This is a genomic window from Streptosporangium sp. NPDC000239 (assembly GCF_040300765.1).
GTDB lineage: Bacteria > Actinomycetota > Actinomycetes > Streptosporangiales > Streptosporangiaceae > Streptosporangium.
This window is the reverse complement of record NZ_JBEPEI010000033.1, coordinates 36,669-58,023: the sequence shown is the minus strand read 5'-3', so window position 1 is coordinate 58,023 and position 21,355 is coordinate 36,669. Positions and strand designations below refer to the sequence as shown.

General features: G+C 69.5%; 18 protein-coding genes and 1 rRNA gene. All 19 read left to right on the top strand.

What is annotated here, in order from left to right:
- A 5S ribosomal RNA gene (gene rrf, locus ABT340_RS42565) occupies positions 1-70 on the top strand; the annotation flags it as partial.
- 803 nt (positions 71-873) lie between these two features.
- Positions 874-2,166 (top strand): bifunctional folylpolyglutamate synthase/dihydrofolate synthase, encoded by a 1,293-nt coding sequence (locus tag ABT340_RS41080; protein WP_352016365.1) that lies wholly within the window; start codon positions 874-876, stop codon positions 2,164-2,166.
- Positions 2,163-2,519, top strand: coding sequence for a DUF4233 domain-containing protein (locus tag ABT340_RS41075; RefSeq protein ID WP_352016363.1), 357 nt, complete (start codon positions 2,163-2,165; stop codon positions 2,517-2,519). The genes ABT340_RS41080 and ABT340_RS41075 overlap by 4 nt, the downstream gene beginning before the upstream one ends.
- An 11-nt stretch (positions 2,520-2,530) precedes the next feature.
- Positions 2,531-4,225, top strand: a complete 1,695-nt coding sequence (locus ABT340_RS41070) for an ICP22 family protein (RefSeq protein ID WP_352016362.1) — start codon at positions 2,531-2,533, stop codon at positions 4,223-4,225.
- Positions 4,226-4,316: 91 nt separating this feature from the next.
- On the top strand, positions 4,317-4,727 hold the full coding sequence (gene ndk, locus ABT340_RS41065; RefSeq protein ID WP_352016361.1) for a nucleoside-diphosphate kinase: 411 nt from the start codon (positions 4,317-4,319) through the stop codon (positions 4,725-4,727).
- Between the two features lie 182 nt (positions 4,728-4,909).
- On the top strand, positions 4,910-5,941 hold the full coding sequence (locus tag ABT340_RS41060) for a rod shape-determining protein (protein WP_352016360.1): 1,032 nt from the start codon (positions 4,910-4,912) through the stop codon (positions 5,939-5,941).
- Positions 5,941-6,864, top strand: coding sequence for a rod shape-determining protein MreC (gene mreC / locus ABT340_RS41055; RefSeq protein WP_352016359.1), 924 nt, complete (start codon positions 5,941-5,943; stop codon positions 6,862-6,864). The genes ABT340_RS41060 and mreC overlap by 1 nt, the downstream gene beginning before the upstream one ends.
- Positions 6,854-7,381: a rod shape-determining protein MreD gene (gene mreD / locus ABT340_RS41050; RefSeq protein ID WP_352016358.1), complete on the top strand. Its 528-nt coding sequence runs from the start codon at positions 6,854-6,856 to the stop codon at positions 7,379-7,381. Before mreC ends, mreD begins: the two co-directional genes overlap by 11 nt.
- Before the next feature lie 52 nt (positions 7,382-7,433).
- Complete coding sequence (mrdA, locus tag ABT340_RS41045; RefSeq protein WP_352016357.1) at positions 7,434-9,512, top strand: penicillin-binding protein 2; 2,079 nt, start codon at positions 7,434-7,436, stop codon at positions 9,510-9,512.
- Positions 9,509-10,672: a rod shape-determining protein RodA gene (gene rodA, locus ABT340_RS41040; RefSeq protein WP_352016356.1), complete on the top strand. Its 1,164-nt coding sequence runs from the start codon at positions 9,509-9,511 to the stop codon at positions 10,670-10,672. The genes mrdA and rodA overlap by 4 nt, the downstream gene beginning before the upstream one ends.
- Positions 10,673-10,786: 114 nt before the next feature.
- Entirely contained in the window at positions 10,787-11,011 is a 225-nt protein-coding gene (locus ABT340_RS41035) for a hypothetical protein (RefSeq protein WP_184715420.1), read from the top strand.
- 103 nt (positions 11,012-11,114) lie between these two features.
- Positions 11,115-12,542, top strand: coding sequence for an NsdA family TPR-like regulatory protein (locus ABT340_RS41030; protein WP_352016355.1), 1,428 nt, complete (start codon positions 11,115-11,117; stop codon positions 12,540-12,542).
- Entirely contained in the window at positions 12,539-13,435 is an 897-nt protein-coding gene (locus ABT340_RS41025; protein WP_352016354.1) for a phosphotransferase family protein, read from the top strand. The genes ABT340_RS41030 and ABT340_RS41025 overlap by 4 nt, the downstream gene beginning before the upstream one ends.
- A 17-nt stretch (positions 13,436-13,452) precedes the next feature.
- Positions 13,453-15,363 carry a TIGR03960 family B12-binding radical SAM protein gene (locus tag ABT340_RS41020; protein WP_352016353.1) on the top strand — a complete coding sequence of 637 codons (1,911 nt, stop codon included), beginning with the start codon at positions 13,453-13,455 and terminating at the stop codon, positions 15,361-15,363.
- 69 nt (positions 15,364-15,432) lie between these two features.
- Positions 15,433-16,257, top strand: coding sequence for a TIGR03936 family radical SAM-associated protein (locus tag ABT340_RS41015; protein ID WP_352016364.1), 825 nt, complete (start codon positions 15,433-15,435; stop codon positions 16,255-16,257).
- Between the two features lie 97 nt (positions 16,258-16,354).
- Positions 16,355-19,054, top strand: a complete 2,700-nt coding sequence (locus ABT340_RS41010; RefSeq protein WP_352016352.1) for an Rne/Rng family ribonuclease — start codon at positions 16,355-16,357, stop codon at positions 19,052-19,054.
- A gap of 221 nt (positions 19,055-19,275) precedes the next feature.
- Complete coding sequence (rplU, locus tag ABT340_RS41005; protein ID WP_352016351.1) at positions 19,276-19,578, top strand: 50S ribosomal protein L21; 303 nt, start codon at positions 19,276-19,278, stop codon at positions 19,576-19,578.
- Positions 19,579-19,597: 19 nt separating this feature from the next.
- Entirely contained in the window at positions 19,598-19,855 is a 258-nt protein-coding gene (gene rpmA / locus ABT340_RS41000; protein ID WP_352016350.1) for a 50S ribosomal protein L27, read from the top strand.
- Between the two features lie 104 nt (positions 19,856-19,959).
- Positions 19,960-21,312 carry a GTPase ObgE gene (gene obgE / locus ABT340_RS40995; RefSeq protein ID WP_352016349.1) on the top strand — a complete coding sequence of 451 codons (1,353 nt, stop codon included), beginning with the start codon at positions 19,960-19,962 and terminating at the stop codon, positions 21,310-21,312.
- Positions 21,313-21,355 lie beyond the last annotated feature (43 nt).

The window sequence follows — 21,355 nt, the reverse complement described above, 5'->3', positions numbered from 1 at the left end:
GGAAGTTAAGCTCTTCAGCGCCGATGGTACTGCACCGGGGACGGTGTGGGAGAGTAGGTCGCCGCCGGACAATCTTTTGTGGGGGGTCATCCTTTTCGGGGTGGCCCCCCTTTTTTTGTTTGTGCCTGGCCTGGGAGTTGGTGCCTGGCCTGGGAGTGCGGGGGTGTTTGAGGGGTAGCGGGGCTGCCCCTTTTGCGCCTGGCTCCGGGGGTCCCGGGGTGTTTGGTGCGGGTGGGGTTGCGTTCCGGGCGGGATGTCTGGGGTTAGGGGTGGCGAAAGCCGCCCTTTTTTGTTTCAGGAGCGGGGCGGGAGGGCGTGGAGTTCGCCGGACAGGACGGTTACCGCTCCGCTCGTCCGGTCGGCTTCATCCGGTCTTCCCGGGGTGTTGTGGTGGGTGGGGTTGCGTTCCAGGCGGGGTGTTGGGCGCGTTTGGGGTTGGGGGTAGCTGGGTGGCTGCCCCCTTTTTTGTTTGTGCCCGGCCTGGAAAGGTGGCGTGAGGGGTGGCGAGGCTGCCCCTTTCTCTGCTGCGGGGTGGCTTCGCCATCGGGGCTGTTTCTTTTCTGGTTCAGCAGCGGCCTCGGGGGCGGTGTTGTCTGCCGGCGGGGGCCCACGGGGTGGTCAGGTTGATTCTGTTCGCCCTGGTCGTGGACGACCCTGGCTGCGAACGATGAGGTCCCGGGTCGGGGGCCGGAGAAGGCCGAAGGGCCGCTCCTCCGGCGGCCGGTGTCCGACGGTCCCGGCATCGTGTCGGGAGCGAGCCGTACCTTCTCTGAAGGCGTGGTGAAGGGACCACAGGCTGTGGGGCAGGGGGAAGAGCGGCTTGTGGGTCAGTAGGCTTGAGGCGTGGAATATCGAGCGGTCGAACAAGCAATCATGGAACGTGGCGTCGAGTGGAACTTCGAGCCCACTCTCGACAGGATCGCCGCGCTCATGGATGTGCTCGGTTCCCCTCAAGACGCCTATCCGATCGTGCATGTCGCCGGCACCAACGGTAAGTCGAGCACGACGCGCATGATCGAGACGCTTCTGCGTGAGCGCAATCTGCGCGTCGGTCGCTTCACCAGTCCGCACCTGGTGTCCATGCGTGAGCGCATCTCGATCGACGGCCTCCCGCTGAGCGAGGAGCGTTTCACCGAGGTCTATCTGGACATCGAGCCCTACCTCAAGATGATCGACGCTCAGGGACGCAGGCTTTCCTTCTTCGAGACGCTCACCGCGATGGCCTTCGCGGCCTTCGCCGATGCTCCCGTGGACGTGGCGGTCATCGAGACGGGTATGGGCGGCAGCTTTGACGCGACCAATGTCGCCGACGGTACGGTCGCCGTCATCACTCCGATCTCCCTGGACCACGTCGACTATCTCGGCCCGGACGTCGCGACGATCGCCGGGGAGAAGGCCGGGATCATCAAGCCGGGGGCGACCGCCGTACTCGCGCAGCAGCAGCTTCCCGCTGCGGAGGTGCTGGTGCGCAGGGCCGTGGAGGCCGGGGCGACGGTGGCCAGGGAGGGGCTGGAGTTCGGCGTGCTCGGCAGGGAGCTGGCGGTCGGCGGGCAGCTGCTCCGCCTCAAGGGGCTCAAAGGGGTCTACGAGGAGGTTCTCCTCCCCCTGTACGGCGCGCACCAGGCGGGCAACGCCGCCTGCGCGCTGGCCGCCGTCGAGGCGCTGACAGGAGGGGAGGAACCCCTCGGCATCGAGCTGGTACGGCAGGCCTTCCTGAACGTCACCTCACCCGGAAGGCTGGAGGTCGTACGGCGGGGCCCGACGGTGCTCGTGGACGCCGCGCACAACCCGGGCGGGGTGCAGGCGACCCTGGAGGCCGTCCACGAGTCCTTCGGCTTCGGCAAGCTCATCGGTGTGGTGGCCATGTTCGCGGACAAGGACGTCCAGGGCATTCTCGAGCTGATGGAGCCCATGATGGACGAGATCGTGGTGACGAGGAACTCCTCGCCGAGGTCCATGGAGCCGGACAGGCTCGCGGCGCTGGCCGGAGAGATCTTCGGAGCCGACCGGGTTCGTCTGGCCGAACGACTCGACGAGGCGATCGACATGGGGATCGGCCTGGCCGACGAGGAGGGGGAGCTCGCCGGTGCCGGTGTGTTGATCACCGGCTCCGTGGTCACGGCCGGAGACGCGCGGTTGTTGCTGAAGGCGGAGGAGGCCACGTGAGCGAGAGGCGGGGCATGTTCACCGTCACGCCGGGTATGCGGCGGCTCTGTGCCAGTGTGCTGGGCATGGAGGCGATCGTCGTCGGCCTTTTCACGCCGGTGGCGATCAACACCCAGGGGGTCGAGCCCGCTTTCGCGGTGACGGTCGGGCTGGGTCTGGCCGTCCTCTGCGTCCTGGTGGTGGGTCTGTTGAAACACCCCTTCGCCTACATCGTGGGAAGCGTGATCCAGGTTCTGGCCATAGCCGCGGGTTTTCTCGTTCCGACCATGTTCTTCCTTGGGGCGATCTTCGCCGCACTGTGGATCACGGCGATATTCGTCGCTCGCCGTGTCGAGGGCGTGACTTCCCGCTAAAGTCGGCCAACATGGCCGTCCCTCCCATGCAGCCGGCCCGGGGGGTGGCCGCCGGGTCCGCTGACCTGGCGCGTCCTCTCCGTGCCTCGCTGATGCTCGACGTCATCCTAGGGCTGCTCGTCGCGGTGACCCTTCCCCTGGCGATCGTCGCCGTTCCCAACACGATCTCGGTGGTCGCGGCACTGCTGCCGCCCGACGTCTCCCAGATCGAGATGGTCAGGGCACACGGGCTCGCCCTACCCGCGATGGTGCTGACCGTGCCGCTCGCCGCACTGTTCTTACGCCAGGTCCGGGCGGTGCCGGTCCTGGTCGCCGGACTGGCGTTGCTGGCGCTCGCGGACGCGGCCGGGGGCTACGCCGGGTCGGCGTCCCTGGTCGGGGTGCTGCGGGCTCTGCACGGTGTCGGAGCCGGGCTGCTGCTGCCCGCCAGCCTTGTGACGGTCTGGGAACGCTCCGCCGTCCTGCGTGCCCTCTGGGCGGGCATGCTGGCGGTGAGTCTCACGGCCGCTCAGGCATTGGCCCTGTGGCCGCTCAACGAGGTCAGGTCCTGGAGGGTCACGCTCCAGCCGTACCCCATGTTGACCGGAGTGGCGTTGGTGCTGGCCGCCGTCTATCTCGTGTTCTGGATAAGGAGCGGCGAAGGTTCCGCGAGTCCCGAGGCCATGCGGGGCGGTCGCCTGCCGGTCGCGGCGGGGTCGGCCGCGGCGGTGGCGACACTGGCCCTGGGCACGACGTTCGACTGGCCGCCGGGCCTGCTCGTTCTCGTCGCGGTGCTGTCGATCATCGGGCTTTTCCTCCTGGCTTCGGCGAGCGGGTTCGGGGAAGGGGCGGGCAGGGCTCCCGCCTACACGATGCTGGTGGTCGGCGTCGTCGTCCTGCCGACCGCGGCGCAGGTCACCAATGTCGAGCTGGGTGGGTTGAGTGGTCCCGGGCTCAGCGGGCTGTGGCCGGCGTTCCTGGTCGCCGGGGTCCTCGGACTGGCCGCGGCCGTCGCGGTGAGCAGACTCGGAGAGTCCACCGCACCGCTGTGCGCCGCGGGTGGCCTGGCCGTCCTGGTCGCCGGGCTGTGCGCGGTCAGGGCATTGCTGCCCACCGCGGAGGGGCTCGCGCTCCTGTTTCCCTTCGCACTGCTCACGGCGGGTGCCGCCGTGGCCCTGACAGCCGTGCTGCGTCCTTCGGGAGTGGGAGTGGCGCTGTTCGCTCTCTCGCTGTTCCTGCCGGGGATCCTGTCCGGCTTCCTGCTGGGGACCGGCGTCCAGCTCACCATGCTGCGGCAGGCGGAGACCCCGCAGGCGATGGTGGACGCGTTCGTCGGGGCACTGCATCTGTGGGCGCTCGTCGGTGGCGGTCTGGTGGTCGCCACGATCGTGCTCGGCGCCGCGCTGGCCCGCCGTACGGTCGTGGTCGGTGCCGGGGCCGTCGAAGACGAGGCGTCGCAGGAGGGGGCGGCGGGGAACGAGAGGAGCGTTTCGGTCCCGGCGCCCGCGCCGCCGGTCGACTCGGCCCCATCTCCGGTGGGGTCCGCGGGCGATGACCGATCCGCCGAAGAGGCCGAGGAGGAGGGGCCCGACGGGGCCGTTCCCGAGACCGGTCCCGGGCGAGATCCGGGAGCGGCGGGCGCACCCGAGCCGGGGACGTTGCCGGTCGTGCCGCCGCCGACTCCGTCCCCGGAGGGGGCGCTGGGAGACGGGGCGGACCGCCCATGACGTCGCCGACCACGGGGAACCGGGCCGAGGGCGATAAACTTCGCGCGTTCCTCGCAGTCCGCGAGTCATCCCCGTTCAAAGGAGAACCTCAGTGTCCGAGCGCACTCTTGTCCTGATCAAGCCCGACGGTGTCGCGCGTGGTCTCATCGGTGACGTGATCGCCCGGATCGAGCGCAAGGGCCTGAAGGTCGCGGCGCTTGAGCTGCGCACCCTGGACGTCGACACCGCCAAGGCCCACTACGCCGAGCACTCGGAGCGGCCGTTCTTCGGCGAGCTGGTCGAGTTCATCACCTCCGGCCCGCTGGTCGCGCTGGTCGCCGAGGGTCCTCGCGCGGTCGAGGCCTTCCGTGCCCTGGCGGGTCTGACCGACCCGGTGAAGTCGGCTCCCGGCACGATCCGTGGTGACCACGCCCTGGAGATCGGTGAGAACGTCGTGCACGGCTCCGACTCTCCCGAGTCCGCCGCCCGCGAGATCAAGCTCTTCTTCCCGGACCGTTTCTAGGTCTCCGGCTTCGCGGAGCCCCGTCGCCTGGGAGGGTGACGGGGCTCCGCGTGTTTGAGACGCTCTAAGATTTTCCCGGATCTGGTGGGCTCATTGCGCTCAGTGGTGGGTACGTCACGTTACGATTCGAGTGCGTTCTGTAGTTTTCGCCGACGACCTGACGGAAGGAGGCCGCCTTCCTCATGAGCAGCAAGCTTGCATTTCTCGGCCGCGACATGGCGGTCGATCTCGGCACCGCCAACACTCTCGTCTACGTGCGGGGCCGCGGTGTGGTTCTCAACGAACCCTCCGTCGTCGCGATAAACACGACCACGGGAAAGATCGTGGCCATCGGCATCGAGGCCAAGCGCATGATCGGCAGGACACCGGGGAACATCATGGCGATCCGCCCCCTCAAGGACGGTGTGATCGCCGACTTCGACGTCACCGAGCGCATGCTCCGTTACTTCATCCAGCGGGTGCACCGGCGCCGTCAGTTCGCCAAGCCGCGCATCATCATCGCGGTGCCGAGCGGGATCACCGGGGTCGAGCAGCGGGCGGTCAAGGAGGCCGGCTACCAGGCGGGGGCCCGGGGGGTTTACATCATCGAGGAGCCGATGGCCGCCGCGATCGGGGCCGGGCTTCCGGTGCACGAGCCCACGGGCAACATGGTGGTCGACATCGGCGGCGGGACGACCGAGGTGGCGATCATCTCGATGGGCGGGGTCGTGACCAGCCAGTCGATCAGGATCGGCGGTGACGAGCTGGATCAGGCGATCATCACCTTCGCCAAGAAGGAGTACTCGCTGATGCTCGGTGAGCGGACCGCCGAGGAGATCAAGATGGCCATCGGCTCCGCCTGCGCGCTTCCCGAAGAGGGGCACGCCGAGATCCGGGGTCGTGATCTGGTCACCGGCCTGCCCAAGACGGTCGTCGTTTCCGCGGCCGAGATCCGCAAGGCCACCGAGGAACCGGTGAACGTGATCGTCGACGCGGTCAAGACGACGCTGGACAAGTGCCCGCCGGAGCTCTCCGGAGACCTGATGGACCGTGGGATCGCGCTCACCGGGGGCGGCGCGCTGCTCAAGGGCATGGACGAGCGGCTCAAGGACGAGACGGGCATGCCGATCCACCTGGTGGACAACGCGCTGGACTCCGTCGCGCTCGGTTCGGGTAAGTGCGTCGAGGACTTCGAGGCGCTGCAGCAGGTCCTGGTGTCGGAACCGCGACACTGATGAGGGACACGCGCCGGGCACGGATGAGTCTGGGAGTGCTGCTGGCCGCGGCGCTGGTGCTCATGACCGTCGACCACCGGGCGGGGGCGAACTCCCCGCTCAGCCCGCTCAGAGGAGTTGGCGCCGAGCTGTTCGGCGCCGCGGAGAACTTCGGGGCGGGGCTGGTCCGGCCGGTCGGGCACTTCTTCGAGACGATGGCGGCCGCACCGGACGCGCAGCGCCGCATCGACGTGCTGCGCGCGGAGAACCAGCGGCTCAGACGGGACCTGACGGCGCAGGCGCTGGATCGTGGGCACGCGCAGGAGCTGAGCCGTCTGCTCGGTGTCGCGGGGGCCGCCGGATACCGGCTGGTGCCCGCCCAGGTGATCGCCCGGCGTGGCACGCCCGGCTTCGAGGAGGCCGTACAGCTCGACGTGGGCAGCGCCGACGGGGTGCGCTCCGAGATGACCGTGCTGAACGGCGACGGCCTGGTCGGCAGGGTGGTGCAGGTGGGCACCTCGACCTCGACGGTGGTGCTGCTCAGTGACCCGGCCTCCGCGGCGGGGGCGCGCCTTGAGGGGAGCAACGAGATCGGGCTGGTGCACGGGATCGGGCAGAACGGTCGTCTGCTCCGGTTCCGTCTGCTCGACTCCTCGGCGCAGATCGTGCCGGGACGCCGCATCGTGAGCTTCGGCTCCCAGCGGGGCGCGCCGTACGTGGCGGGGGTGCCGATCGGGGTGGTCGAACGTGTGGTGGCGACTCCGGGGGAGCTGACCAGGGTGGCCTACGCGCGGCCGTACGCCGATCTGACGGCGCTGGACGTGGTCGGGGTGGTGGTGCAGGCGCCCCAGCGTGCCCCGCGGGACACCGTGCTGCCGGCTGTGCCACGGGGAAAGGCCCCGCGTGGGGACGGGCCGCGTGAGGAGGCGGAGGGTGAGCCGTGACCTGGGGGCCGTCGCGGTGCTTCTGCTGGCCCTTGTCGTTCAGGTGACGTTCGTGAACCGGATTCCGCTGCCTGGCGGGGCCGCGCCCGACCTGGTGCTGCTCACCGTCGTGGGGTACGCCCTGGTCCGTGGCGCGGCCGCGGGGGCGGTGATGGGGTTCGGCGCAGGGTTCGCCGGTGACGTGCTGCCGCCTGCCGCCCATGTGCTCGGGCAGTACGCGCTGGTGCTGTGCCTGATCGGGTTCGCCGCGGGCAGGGCGGGGGAGAGCCGTCCCGACGCGAGGCTGCCGGTCGCGCTGGCCTGCGCCGCGGCGGGGCCGCCCGCCGTCGCGGTGGTCAGCGTGCTGCTCGGGGAGCCCGGTGCGGGCGGGGACGTGCTGGCCTCTCCGCTGCCCTGGGCGATCGGCTACAACCTGCTGGCGGCGCCTCCGACGGTGTGGTTGGTGATGAGGATCGTCAAGGGGCCGCGCGAGCGGGAGTTGCGGCCGGTCACGCATCTGGTTCGGGGACGTAGATGAGCGGACGGCGAGGCTGGGGCGGGACGCCGGTCCCGGCCCGCGGGAGGCGGGCATGATCAGGACACGGACCAGGCTGGTCGTGATCCAGGTCCTGGTGGCCTCGCTGCTGGCGTTGCTCGCCGTACGGCTGTGGCAGGTGCAGGTGGTGCGCGGGGCCGAGTTCGTCGAGGCGGCGACCGAGACGCGGACCCGTGACGTGGTCGTACCCGCGGTGCGTGGGCAGATCCTCGACTCGGCGGGGCGTCCGCTGGTACGCAACCGGACCAGGCTCGTGGTCTCCGTCGACCGTACGAGCCTCAACCGGATGGAGGGCAACGGCAGGGAGGTGCTGCAGCGTCTGGCGGCGGTGCTCGACCGTAAGCCGTCGGAGCTGCGCATGCGGATCAGGGCGTGCGGGCCGGGGGTCACCAGGCCGTGCTGGCCGGGCTCGCCGTACCAGCCGATTCCGATCGACGACGACGTCACGACGCGTGAGGCGCTGCAGATCCTGGAGCGGCAGGAGGAGTTCCCTGGGGTGACCGCCGAGGTGCAGGCGGTCAGGGAGTATCCCGGCAACTCGGCGGGGGCGCAGGTGCTCGGCTACCTGCAGCCGATCACACAGGAGGAGATGGAGAGGCGCGACGGGTTCAAGGCGGTCTTCTCCGGGGTCGACCTGGTGGGCCGTGACGGTCTTGAGGCGGTCTACGACAAGGAGCTCCGAGGGGTTCCCGGGTTGAGACGGGTGCAGGTCGACCGGCTCGGCAAGGTGATCGGGGTGGAGCGGCAGGTGCAGCCGACCCCGGGTGACACGCTCATCACCAGCATCGACGCCAGGGTGCAGGCGGTGACGGAGAAGGCGCTGGCGGAGGCGATGAAGTCGGCGCCGTCCGCGGACGGAGCGGCGGGGGTCGTGCTCGACGTGCGGACCGGCAGGGTGGTCGCGCTGGCCAGCGCGCCGACCTACAACCCGGCGGTGTGGACGGGAGGCATCTCGGAGCCCGAGTACCAGCGGCTGCTGTCCGGCAAGGCGGGCAGGCCACTGGTGTCCAGGGCGATCAAGGGGGAGTTCGCGCCGGGCTCGACGTTCAAGATCTCCTCGGTCTCCGCGATGCTCAGGGACGGGTATCCGCTGCACGGGCACTATGACTGCCCGGGGTCCTTCATGGTCGGCAGCAGACCGTTCAACAACTTCCACGGCATCGGGATGGGCACCCTGACCCTGCACACGGCGCTGGTGAAGTCCTGCGACACGATCTTCTACCGGGCGGCGTACGAGCAGTGGTTGCGTGACGGAGGGCTGCGGCCCAGGGGCAAGACGAAGGAACCGATGGCGGTGATGGCGCGGGCCTTCGGATTCGGCAGGCCGACGGGGATCGACCTGCCGGGGGAGTCGGCGGGGCGCATCCCCGACCGCGAGTGGAAGAAGCAGCTGTGGGACGCGACCAAGACGGAGAACTGCAGGCGGGCCAAGAGCGGATATCCGGAGGTCGCCAGGTCAAGTCCGTCGCGGGCGGCCTTCCTCAAACAGCTGGCGTACGAGAACTGCCTGGAGGGCTACCAGTGGCGGCCCGGAGACGCGGCCAACTTCTCCATCGGGCAGGGTGACGTGCTGGTGACTCCGTTGCAGCTCGCCGCGGCCTACTCGGCGCTCGTCGGTGACGGCAAGCTACGCAGTCCCCGTATCGGCTGGGCGCTGGTACGGCCGGACGGCACCATGGTCAAGGAGATCAAGGTCCCGGTCGTCGGCAAGCTGCCGCTCTCCCAGGCCGAGCGGTCCTACATCAGGGGGGCGCTCAGCGAGGTCGCCTCGGACGGCACGGCCGCCGGCGCCTTCGGCGGGTTCCCCATGGACAAGGTCAGGGTCGGCGGCAAGACAGGGACCGCCGAGGTGTACGGCAAGAACGACACCTCCTGGTTCGCCTCGTTCGCCCCGGCGCAGAAACCGCGTTTCGTGATCGTCGTGATGGTCTCCCAGGGCGGGATGGGCGGTCAGACCGCGGCTCCGGCCGCGCGGAAGATCTACGAGGGCATCTACGGCATCGCGCCGCAGGACGGTCAGGGCAAGGGGAAGCCGGTGCGCGCGGCGCTGCCCGACCACCGGCCCGCGACCAGGTTGCCGATGATCGAGCGGGACGGGACCGTGGCCCGATGAACCGCACGATGGCCGTGCCGGCCGGTGGTTCCCTCACACGCAGGGCGGTCGCGGCCTCCTCCGCGGTGCGCAGGATGGACGGGGTGCTGCTGGTCGCGGTCGCCGCGCTGACGGTGATCGGGACGTTGCTGGTCTGGTCGTCGACCAGGACCTGGGCGCCCGGCTCGACCGGCCTCGTCAAGAAGCACATTCTCAACGTGGCCATCGGGATCGCGCTGACCAGCGTGGCGGTGATGGTCAACCACAGGTCGCTGCGGGTCTACGCGCCGCTGGTCTACGTCATGAGCCTGGTCGGCCTGGTGCTGGTGATCACGCCGCTCGGCTCGACGGTGAACGGCGCCCACTCGTGGATCATGCTGGGGGGTGGGTTCGCCTTCCAGCCCTCGGAGTTCGCCAAGCTCGGGCTGGTGCTGATGCTCGCCATGCTGCTGGCCAGACCGGTCAGAGGCACCGACAGGCCCCGCACGCTGGACATCGGGCTCTCGCTCGGGGTCGCGGGGTTCACCATGGGGCTGGTGATGCTCCAGCCGGATCTGGGCACCACGATGGTCCTCGGCGTGATCACGGCCGGGGCGCTGGTGATCGGGGGCGTCAGGAAGCGGTGGATTCTCGGGCTGGCGTTGCTCGTGGTCTGCGGGGTGGTGGCCGTCTGGTTGCTCGACGTGCTTGAGCCGTACCAGATCGCGCGGTTCACCGCTTTTCTGAACCCCGCGAGTGATCCGCGGGGGGTCGGCTACAACAGCACCCAGTCGCTCATCGCGATCGGGTCGGGGGGGCTCTTCGGCAAGGGGCTGTTCGAGGGGGGCCAGACGACGGGGCGGTTCGTGCCGGAGCAGCACACCGACTTCATCTTCACCGTCGCCGGGGAGGAGTTCGGCTTCCTCGGGTCGGTCGCCGTGGTGGCGTTGATCGGGGTGATCCTGCTGCGCGGCATGAGGATCGCGCGGTTGTGCGACGACCGGTTCGGGACGCTGGTGGCGGGGGTGATCGTCTGCTGGCTCGCCTTCCAGGCCTTCGTCAACATCGGGATGACGATTGGAATCATGCCGATTACAGGTCTTCCGCTGCCGTTTGTCTCGTATGGTGGTACTGCGACCTTCGCCAATATGATCGCCATAGGCCTGCTCCAGGCCATCCACATTCGCGAGCAACCATTCTGAATCGGCGAACATGAGAGCCGTCCGCATGTTCGCACCCCTGGATTCTCACTGGATTTCCGTGCGTCAAGCGAACATTCTGGGAACGATGACGGAACTCGCGATGACGGAGGGGCCGTGACATCGGAGCTCGCCGAGCGGCAACGGGCACTGGAACTGCTACGTACCGCGTTCCCCGATTATCGGATCGTGTTCAGCAAGGGTCGCTGGGCCGCTGTTTCGGCCGGGAACCCACCTGCGGTATGGTTCGCCGAAACTCCGAGCAGCCTGTGCGGGCAGCTGTTCCAGGCTCAGCTGCGCAACGGTGGGACGGTGGTTCCCTTCGGCGGTAACGGTTCATGAGGGAGAAACTCCCCTTAACCGGCGAAATGCTCTCAGGTCCACCCGATGTCGATCAGACCACTAGCGTGGGGGCGACCCCATCGGGAAAGGGCCGAAAAAGCCTATGACCCAGAGTTCGAGGGGCGGAGACCGTGCCGCCCTCGCCTGCGCCACCATCATCCGCAACCGTACGCTCGCCGCTCTGCCGGGACCGCCGTCCGCGGCCGTCATACAGCAGATGGTCGAGGAGATCCACAGCTGCTGCCCGCAGCAGAGCCTGTTCAAATGCCGCAGGCTCGCCCACGGGTGGACCGTCGAGGAGGCCATAGAGCACTTCCACGCCCTGTGCGACAGGGAGGGCATCAAGCGACGAGGCCTGACCGAGCGTTCGTGGCGGGAGTGGGAGGCGGGCGCGCGACCCGACCGTGACTACACCGATCTGCTGTGCAGGCTCTTCGAGACCGGCCCCGTCCAGCTCGGCTTCGCCAACGACTACACACCTGAGGGGCTTCGGGCTGTGCCGTCGGCGCCGCCCGCCTTCGACATGATCACGGTCGCGGCCGACGAGGCCGGTGCGCACGCGGAGGAGGCGGAGGCGAGCGAGCTGGGCACGGGTGCGCTGGAACGGCTGCGGACACAGGTCATCTGGGTCGGCAAGCGCTACGTCGCCGAGGCGCCGCTGCCGCTGTTCGTCGAGATGCGCGAGTTGCAGGAGCGCACCAGGAAGGCGCTGGACAAGCGCATCCACCCCGGGCAGGCCAGGGAGCTGTACTTCCTCACCGGCGCGCTGTGCGGGCTGATGGCCAACGTCAGCATGGACATGGACCGCCGTATCCCCGCCGACACCCTCGCCCGGGCCGCGTGGACCTACGGCAAGGTGGCCGGGCACATCGCGCTCATGGGCTGGGCGCGTGGCATGCAGTCCTCCGTCGCGCTGTGGGACAGACGCTACGGCGACGCCGCCAGATACGCCGAGGAGGGCCTGAGCTACCTGCGTGCGGGGTCGGGCGCGGCCCGCCTGCACATGCTGTGCGCCCGCTCCTACGCCATGCTCGGCCGCAGGAGAGAGGCCGCCGACCAGCTGCGCAGGGCCGAGGACGCCAGGGCGGCGGGCTCCGACGAGCTGCACGACGAGATCGGCGGGGAGTTCGCCTTCCGCCCGGCCAAGGAGCGCTACTACGCGGCGGTCACCCACCTGCACCTCGACGAGCCCGCCTCGGCCATCGAGGCGGCCCGTGAGTCGCTGGCGCTGTACGCCGCGGGGGAGCCGGAGAACCGCTCCTACGGATGTGAGTCCATGGCCAGCGCGCACCTGACGGTCGCCCACATCATGGAGGGCGACGCCGCGGGAGCCGAACAGGCGATGGAGCCGATTCTCGCGCTTGCGCCGGACAGACGCATCAGCAGCCTGGGCGCGACCCTCAGCACAGGTCGTGAGCTGCTGGCATCCCGGCCCGGCGGGCAGCAGCTGGCCAGGCAGATCGAGAGTTTCTGCGCGGTGGGTCTGCCCCAGCGGGCCCGCCACGCCATTTCAGACAGGAGTGGACGATGACGATTGCCGCGGAGGGCTCGCTCCTCACCAGGGCAGCCATGGCACTCAACGAGGCATGCCGGAAGGCCGATCTGGACGCGGACGGGGTCACGCTGCTGCGTGACTTCGCCAACACCGTCTACCACCTGCCAGCCGAGCGCGTCGTCGTACGGCTGGCGCAGGCGAACACCCCCGGGAAGTTCGACCGCCTGGTGACCTCGGTGAAGGTCACGCGCTGGCTGGTCGAACAGGGCTTCCCCACGATCAGGCCGCTTGAGATCAAGCAGCCGATCGTCGCCGAGGGGTTCCTGGCCACCTTCTGGCACCACGAGGAGCACATCGGCCCCCCGCCGGACCCGGCTCAGCTCGGGCCGCTGCTGCGGCGGCTGCACGACCTTCCGCCGGTGCCGTTCGAACTGCCGACCCACGACCCGTTCGGCACCGTGCGCAGGTCGATCCTGGCCGGTCTCGCCCTCGGGGAGGCCGACCGCGCCTGGCTCCTGGAACGTTGCGAGGCGCTGGCCGAGACCTACTACGAGCGGCTTGAGTTCGCGCTGCCGTACGGGCTGGTGCACGGGGACGCCCACCGGGGGAACATGATCCGCACCCGTGACGGGTTCCTGCTGTGCGACTGGGATGGGGTGTGCGCCGGGCCGAGGGAGATCGACCTGATTCCCACGCTCGCGGGCGTGCGCTTCGGGCTGACCGAGCGCCAGCGGAGCAATTTCAGCCAGGCCTACGGCTACGACGCGACCAGGTGGGAGGGGTATCCGGTGCTGCGCGACATGCGCGAGCTGCAGACCCTCACCGCCGTGCTGCGCAACGCGCACCGCGACGAGACCGCCTTCGCCGAGCTTCGGCACCGCCTCGACTCGCTGAGGGCGGGCGACGATCGCCAGTGGCACCCTTTCTAGGCGGATAGTCTTGGCCTATGCCTGTCGAGTCGTTGTTTCCCCGCCTGGAAGCGCTCCTGCCCAGGGTGCAGAAGCCGATCCAGTACGTCGGAGGTGAGCTCAACTCGACCGTCAAAAGCTGGGACGAGGCGACGGTCCGCTGGGCTCTGATGTATCCGGACGCCTACGAGGTGGGCCTGCCCAACCAAGGCGTGCAGATCCTCTACGAGATCCTCAACGAGATGCCGGAGACCCTGGCCGAGCGGACCTACGCGGTCTGGCCCGACCTGGAGGCGCTCATGCGGGCCGAGGGAGTGCCCCAGTTCACCGTCGACGCGCACCGCCCCGTGCGGGCGTTCGACGTGTTCGGGATCTCCTTCTCCACCGAGCTCGGCTACACCAACATGCTCACCGCGCTCGACCTCGCCGGCATCCCGCTCGACGCCGCCGACCGGGGCGAGGACGACCCGATCGTCCTCGCCGGAGGTCACGCGGCCTTCAACCCCGAGCCGATCGCCGACTTCATCGACGCCGCGGTGCTCGGGGACGGCGAGCAGGTCGCCATCGCGATCACCGAGGTGATCCGCGAGTGGAAGGCCGAGGGCTCGCCCGGCGGGCGCGACGAGCTGCTCATGCGCCTGGCCGAGTCCGGCGGGGTCTACGTGCCCCGCTTCTACGACGTCGAATACCACCCCGACGGCAGGATCCAGCGGGTGGCGCCGAACCGCTCGGGCGTGCCCTGGCGCATCCACAAGCACACGGTCATGGACCTCGATGAGTGGCCCTATCCGAAGAAGCCGCTGGTCCCGCTGGCCGAGACCGTGCACGAGCGGTTCAGCGTCGAGATCTTCCGCGGCTGCACGCGCGGCTGCCGCTTCTGCCAGGCAGGGATGATCACCCGCCCGGTCAGGGAGCGTTCGATCACCACGATCGGCGACATGGTCGAGGCCGGGATCAAGGCCTCGGGCTTCAACGAGGTCGGCCTGCTCTCACTGTCGTCGGCCGACCACTCCGAGATCGGCGAGGTCGCCAAGGGACTGGCCGACCGCTACGAGGGCACCAACACCTCGCTGTCGCTGCCCTCGACCCGGGTCGACGCCTTCAACATCGACCTGGCCAACGAGTTCTCCCGCAACGGCCGCCGTTCCGGCCTGACGTTCGCCCCCGAGGGCGGATCGGAGCGGATGCGCAAGGTGATCAACAAGATGGTCACCGAGGAAGACCTGATCAGGACCGTCACCACGGCCTACAGCCAGGGCTGGCGGCAGGTGAAGCTCTACTTCATGTGCGGCCTGCCGACCGAGGAGGACATCGACGTCCTGGGCATCGCCGACCTGGCCAGAAAGGTCATCAAGGCCGGTCGCGAGGCCACCGGGTCGCGTGACGTGCGCTGCACGGTCTCCATCGGCGGGTTCGTGCCCAAGCCGCACACCCCCTTCCAGTGGGCGGCCCAGGCCTCCCACGAGGTGGTCGACCACAGGCTTAAGGCGTTGAAGGACGCCCTGCGCGGCGACAAGGAGTACGGCCGCGCCATCGGCATGCGCTACCACGACGGCAAACCCTCGATCGTCGAGGGGCTGCTGTCCCGGGGCGACCGCAGGGTCGGTGAGGTCATCCGCGCGGTGTGGCAGGACGGCGGCCGGTTCGACGGCTGGAGCGAGCACTTCTCCTACCAGCGCTGGATGGACGCCGCCACCAAGGTCGGCATCGACGTCGACTGGTACACCACGCGGGAGCGTGAGGAGAACGAGGTGCTCCCCTGGGACCACCTCGACGCGGGCCTCGACCGCGAATGGCTCTGGCAGGACTGGCAGGACGCCGTCAACGACGTCGAGGTCGAGGACTGCCGCTGGAGCCCGTGTTACGACTGCGGCGTGTGCCCGACCATGGGCACCGAGATCCAGATCGGGCCCACGGGGAAGAAGCTGCTGCCACTGACGGTTGTCTGAGATAGGCCGTGCGTGAGCACGGCCCGCTGACAAAGGCGACCATCACGACTTGGGAAGGACGAAACCACTCTGAAACCCGTTCCCGATGGGCCGGCGCCCGCGCCGGTCGCGCAGCGTCTACGCGTCCGATACGCCAAGCGCGGCCGTCTGCGCTTCACCAGTCACCGTGACATCTCCCGGGCGGTGGAACGTGCCGTCCGCCGCGCCGACGTGCCGGTGGCGTTCAGCGCGGGCTTCTCACCCCACCCCAGGATCTCCTACGTGGGCGCCGCCGCGCCGACCGGAGTCGCGAGCGAGGCCGAATACCTTGAGATCGCCGTGACCCGGCGATGCGACCCCGACCGGCTGCGCGCCGCCCTGGACGACTCGCTCCCGCCGGGCCTCGACGTGCTGGCGGTCGTCGAGGCGGCCGGGGAGAACCTGTCCGACCGGCTCGAATGCTCCGCGTGGGAGGTACGGCTGCCGCAGGCGGATGCCGCCCTCGCGGCCGTCGCGGTCGAGGAGTTCAAGGCCGCCGAGCGCGTCGAGGTCGAGCGCCTGACGAAGAAGGGGCTGCGCCGCTTCGACGCCCGGGAGGCGGTGCTGGGTCTTGAGACCCGTGAGGCAACTGAGGGAATTGGGACAACAGCAGGTCAGGGGTCCAGTCAGCCATGTGTCATACTTCGCATGGTTGTACGGCACGCTACTCCTGCCGTTCGACCCGACGACGTTCTTACCGGACTGCGTCTTGTGGCTGGCTTCGCGCCGCCGGTGCCCCCCGAGGTGACCAGGCTGGCGCAGGGACCGCTCGACGTGATGACCGGTGAGCCCGCCGATCCCTTCGGCCTGGACCGCGACACCACGCGCGGCGGCGAAACGGAACCGGTGGGCGGGCACGTCGGCGGCGACCTATAGGACTTGGCGCCGGACCCGCGGGCCCGGCGTACAGCGAGAGACGAGAGCTCCCGCGCGGCGCGGAGACGCGCCCGGGAGCTGACGGGAGAACGCCCGCATGCTCGACAACGAGCCCGGAACCGGGGCCACAGGCCCTGGCGGGGACACAGAGGAACAGCCGAAGCAGGCACCGCGCAGGCGGGCCGCGAGCAGGCCGGCGGGCCCTCCGCCGGAGGAGCCGGAGACCGCCCCGCCAGTGGTCGTGGTCACCAGACCCGAACCGGAGCCCGAGCCCGTAGGGGAGCCGGTCGCCACGGCGGCGCCTGAGGTGACGGCGCCCGAGCCGGCTCAGGAGGAGGCGCCCAAGCGCGCCACCAGACGAAGGACGACCGCGGCGACGGGTACGACCACGCGGCGGAGCCGTACGAAGAAGACGGCCGAGGAGACGGCGGAGCCGGTCGCCGCGGCTGAGGAGAGCGCCCAGGAACCGGCGCAGGAGGCCCCCGCGCCCGCCAGGCGCAGCCGTACGCGGAAGAAGGCCGTCCCGGAGGAGACGCTCCCCGAGCCGGTCGCCGAGTCGGTTCCGGCTGAGGAGGCCGAGGAGGTCGCCGAGGGGCTCCTGCTCGCGATGCCCGCCGACGAGCCGCTGGACGACGAGCCCGCCGGCGAGGACGTCGCCGAAGAGCGTCCCGGTCTGTTCGCCGACCCGTTCGGCCTGGCCGCACAGGAACGTTTCGAGGTTCCCACCGTCACCTTCCAGGCGCCCGCCGCGGTGTTCCAGCCGCTGTTCCAGGCGCCCGACCCCTACCGTGCGGAACCGCCCGCTCGCCCCGCCGCGCCGCAGCCGCCCGAGCCGCCGCAGCCTGAGCCCGAGGCCGTGGAGGATGAGGCGGAGGGCGCCGAGGAGCCCGAGGACGACGACTCGGAGGGGGACGAGTTCGAGGGCAGCCGTCGCCGTCGCCGCCGCAGGGGCGGCCGGGGCCGGGGCAAGACGCGTGAGCTCGACGAGGCCGACGAGGACGACTCCGAGCAGCGGCAGCCGCAGGAGGAGGAGACCTCCGCAGAGGCCGTCCAGGAGGAGGAGCAGGACAGCGGCGGCACCTCCCGCCGTCGCCGCCGTCGCCGCCGCAGGGGCGCCGACGACGCGGGTGAGCTCAGCGACGACCCGCCGAACACGGTCGTGCGCATCCGCGCGCCCAGGGCCGGTCGCAGCACCTCCGCCGACGAGGTGCAGAGCGTGCGCGGCTCGACCCGCCTGGAGGCCAAGAAGCAGCGTCGCAGGGAGGGCAGGGAACTCGGCAGGCGGCGTCCGCCGATCATCACCGAGTCGGAGTTCCTGGCCCGCAGGGAGTCGGTCGAGCGCGTCATGGTCGTGCGCCGCACCGGTGGCCGTACCCAGATCGCGGTCCTTGAGGACGGCGTGCTGGTCGAGCACTACGTCAACCGTGAGGCGAGCCAGTCCTACGTGGGCAACGTCTACCTCGGCAAGGTGCAGAACGTCCTGCCCAGCATGGAGGCGGCCTTCGTCGACATCGGCAAGGGCCGTAACGCGGTGCTCTACGCCGGTGAGGTCAACTTCGACACCGTGGGCCTGGAGGGCCAGCCGAAGCGGATCGAGGTGGCGCTGAAGTCGGGCCAGTCGGTGCTGGTGCAGGTCACCAAGGACCCCATCGGGCACAAGGGCGCGCGGCTCACCTCACAGATCAGCCTTCCCGGCCGTTACCTGGTCTACGTGCCCGACGGCTCGATGACCGGTATCAGCCGCAAGCTCCCCGACAAGGAGCGCACCCGGCTCAAGGGCATCCTGAAGAAGGTGATGCCGGAGAACGCGGGCGTCATCGTCCGCACCGCCGCCGAGGGGGCCTCCGAGGAGGAGCTCGGCCGCGACGTGGCCAGGCTGTCGGCCCAGTGGGAGAACATCCAGCGCAAGGCCAAGTCGGCCAGCGCGCCCGAGTTGCTGTCGTCCGAGCCCGACCTGACGGTCCGGGTGGTCCGCGACGTGTTCAACGAGGACTTCACCTCACTGGTCGTCGCGGGTGACGACGTGTGGGAGACGGTCGACGAGTACGTCCACTACGTGGCGCCGCACCTGGCCGACCGGCTCGTCAGGTGGCAGGAGCAGGGCGACGTCTTCGCGGCCTACCGGATCGACGAGCAGATCGCCAAGGCGATGGAGCGCAAGGTCTGGCTGCCCAGCGGTGGCTCGCTGGTGATCGACAGGACCGAGGCCATGACGGTCGTCGACGTCAACACCGGCAAGTTCACCGGCCAGGGCGGCAACCTTGAGGAGACCGTCACCCGCAACAACCTGGAGGCGGCCGAGGAGATCGTCCGTCAGCTCAGGCTGCGGGACATCGGCGGCATCATCGTCATCGACTTCATCGACATGGTGCTGGAGAACAACCGGGACCTGGTGCTGCGGCGCCTGCTTGAGTGCCTGGCCCGCGACCGGACCAAGCATCAGGTGGCGGAGGTCACCTCGCTCGGCCTGGTCCAGATGACCCGTAAGCGGGTCGGGCAGGGGCTGCTCGAGGCCTTCTCGACCGTCTGTGAGTGCTGCAACGGCCGGGGCCTGCACGTCTCGACCGAGCCGGTGGAGAGCAAGCCCGAGCCGCGTGGCACCCAGGGCAAGATGGCCGTGGAGAAGGCCGTCGCGGAGAAGCTCGTCAAGGACGGCCACGCCGTCGCGGCCAGCGAGGTGTCCGGCCGTGATACGGTGACCGATGCGCTTGATGACGTCCGAGGTGAGGACGCGCAAGCCGTACAGGCTTCGGGCCGGGGGCGGCGACGCTCCCGTAAGGCCAAGACGGCCGACTAGACCCGTTCCACAGGATTTCCACGAGGGACGGGCCTGGCCCGGCCTACCGACGTTCCGCCCGGTTCGACCAGGAGACCGGTAATCCGGTACCCTGGTGAACCGGTGCGCTCATGGCGTGCCCTGTTCGCGCGCCTACCTGGTTCGTCGGTCACAATCAATGCCCACGGCCGGATGCGGGGCGCAGCATCCAGCGAGCAAACAGTCAGAAGAAGGGTTCCGCGGTGTACGCGATCGTTCGTTGCGGCGGCAGGCAGCAGAAGGTCTCCGTCGGTGACGTCCTTGAGGTGGACAAGGTCGCCGGCGAGGTCGGTTCCACGGTTTCGCTGCCGACGGTGCTCGTCGTCAACGATGGCGATGTGACCACCGAGGCGGGCAAGTTCACCGTCGCCGCCGAGATCCTCGGCGAGACCAAGGGTCCGAAGATCCGGATTCTCAAGTACAAGAACAAGTCCGGCTACAAGAAGCGCCAGGGTCACCGCCAGCGTTACACGCAGGTGAAGATCACCGGCATCAACCAGGCCTGAGTTTCGGGAGTTTTGCGAGATGGCACACAAGAAGGGCGCGTCGTCCACTCGGAACGGCCGTGACTCCAACGCCCAGCGGCTCGGTGTGAAGCGCTTCGGCGGCCAGCTGGTCAACGCCGGTGAGATCATCGTTCGCCAGCGTGGCACCCACTTCCACCCCGGCGACAACGTCGGCCGTGGTGGCGACGACACGCTGTTCGCGCTGGCCGCGGGTCACGTGAAGTTCGGCGTCAAGCGCGGTCGCCGCGCAGTGAGCATCGTCCCGGTCGCGGAGTAGATCCGCACCGACAGACGTCAACGGCAGGGGTGGATCGCATAGGCGGTCCACCCCTGTTCGCGTTTTAAAACGGGTATTTCCGCATATGGGGGTAGGGAGCAGGCATGCCGGACTTTGTGGACCAAGTGGTCCTGCACATCAAGGCCGGTGACGGGGGACATGGCTGCGCCTCTGTCCATCGGGAGAAGTTCAAGCCGCTCGGCGGCCCCGACGGAGGCAACGGAGGCCGCGGCGGCGACGTGATCCTTGAGGTCGACGCCAACACCGCGACGCTGCTGGACTACCACCGCCGCCCGCACCGCAAGGCGGCCAACGGCAAGCAGGGCCAGGGGTCCAACCGTGACGGGGCGAACGGCGACGACGTCGTGCTGCCCGTCCCCGACGGCACCGTCGTCAGGAACGCGACGACCGGCGAGGTCCTGGTCGACATGATCGGTGCCGGCACCCGCTACGTGATCGCCGAGGGCGGCCACGGCGGGCTCGGCAACGCCGCCCTGGCCTCGACCAAGCGCAAGGCCCCCGGTTTCGCGCTGCTCGGCGAGGCCGGCGACGAGCTCGACGTGATGCTGGAGATGAAGAGCGTCGCCGACGTCGCCCTCGTCGGCTTCCCCAGCGCGGGCAAGTCCTCGCTCATCGCCGCCCTCTCCGCGGCCCGACCCAAGATCGCCGACTACCCGTTCACCACGCTGATCCCCAACCTCGGCGTGGTCACCGCGGGCGACACGATCTTCACCGTCGCCGACGTGCCCGGCCTGATCCCGGGGGCGTCCGAGGGCAAGGGGCTGGGGCACGAGTTCCTCCGGCACGTCGAACGCTGCAACACCCTCGTGCACGTGATCGACTGCGCGACCATGGAGCCGGACCGCGACCCGATCAGCGACTACGAGGCGATCGAGGCGGAGCTGAGGGCGTACGGCAAGCTGGAGGACCGGCCACGTCTGGCCGTGCTCAACAAGGCCGACGTCCCCGACGCCCGCGAGCTGGCCGACATCGTCAGGCCGATGCTTGAGGAGCGGGGCATGCGGGTCTTCACGATCTCCGCGGCCACCCACGAGGGCCTCAAGGAGCTGACCTACGCGATGGGCGAGATGGTCGACGCCGCGCGGAAGGCCGCGCCGGTGGTCGAGCCGACCCGCCTGGTCATCAAGCCCAAGCAACTCGGCGACACGGGTTTCACGGTGCGCCGGGTCGACGACAACACCTTCCAGGTCACCGGGGCGAAGCCGGAGCGGTGGATCCGCCAGACCGACTTCACCAACGACGAGGCCGTCGGTTACCTGGCCGACCGTCTCGAACGGCTCGGGGTCGAGGAGGAGCTCACCAAGGCGGGTGCGAAGGCGGGCGCCGAGGTGATCATCGGCTCCATGGAGAGCGGCTACATCTTCGACTGGCAGCCGACCCTCAACGCCGAGGCCGTGCACCAGGGGCCGCGCGGTACGGACAACAGGCTCGGATAGCCTGCTGTCCGGCGGTGATCTCCGCGGCCCCTCCGACTCCGGG

What these genes read in the sequence shown, in the direction of transcription:
- ABT340_RS41030 (WP_352016355.1), top strand. Translation starts at nt 11,115, where the DNA reads ATGACCCAGAGTTCGAGGGGCGGAGACCGTGCCGCCCTCGCCTGCGCC.
- mreC (WP_352016359.1), top strand. Translation starts at nt 5,941, where the DNA reads ATGAGGGACACGCGCCGGGCACGGATGAGTCTGGGAGTGCTGCTGGCC.
- ABT340_RS41070 (WP_352016362.1), top strand. Translation starts at nt 2,531, where the DNA reads ATGGCCGTCCCTCCCATGCAGCCGGCCCGGGGGGTGGCCGCCGGGTCC.
- ABT340_RS41080 (WP_352016365.1), top strand. Translation starts at nt 874, where the DNA reads ATGGAACGTGGCGTCGAGTGGAACTTCGAGCCCACTCTCGACAGGATC.
- obgE (WP_352016349.1), top strand. Translation starts at nt 19,960, where the DNA reads ATGCCGGACTTTGTGGACCAAGTGGTCCTGCACATCAAGGCCGGTGAC.
- mrdA (WP_352016357.1), top strand. Translation starts at nt 7,434, where the DNA reads ATGATCAGGACACGGACCAGGCTGGTCGTGATCCAGGTCCTGGTGGCC.
- rodA (WP_352016356.1), top strand. Translation starts at nt 9,509, where the DNA reads ATGAACCGCACGATGGCCGTGCCGGCCGGTGGTTCCCTCACACGCAGG.
- ABT340_RS41020 (WP_352016353.1), top strand. Translation starts at nt 13,453, where the DNA reads ATGCCTGTCGAGTCGTTGTTTCCCCGCCTGGAAGCGCTCCTGCCCAGG.
- ABT340_RS41010 (WP_352016352.1), top strand. Translation starts at nt 16,355, where the DNA reads ATGCTCGACAACGAGCCCGGAACCGGGGCCACAGGCCCTGGCGGGGAC.
- ABT340_RS41060 (WP_352016360.1), top strand. Translation starts at nt 4,910, where the DNA reads ATGAGCAGCAAGCTTGCATTTCTCGGCCGCGACATGGCGGTCGATCTC.
- ABT340_RS41025 (WP_352016354.1), top strand. Translation starts at nt 12,539, where the DNA reads ATGACGATTGCCGCGGAGGGCTCGCTCCTCACCAGGGCAGCCATGGCA.
- rpmA (WP_352016350.1), top strand. Translation starts at nt 19,598, where the DNA reads ATGGCACACAAGAAGGGCGCGTCGTCCACTCGGAACGGCCGTGACTCC.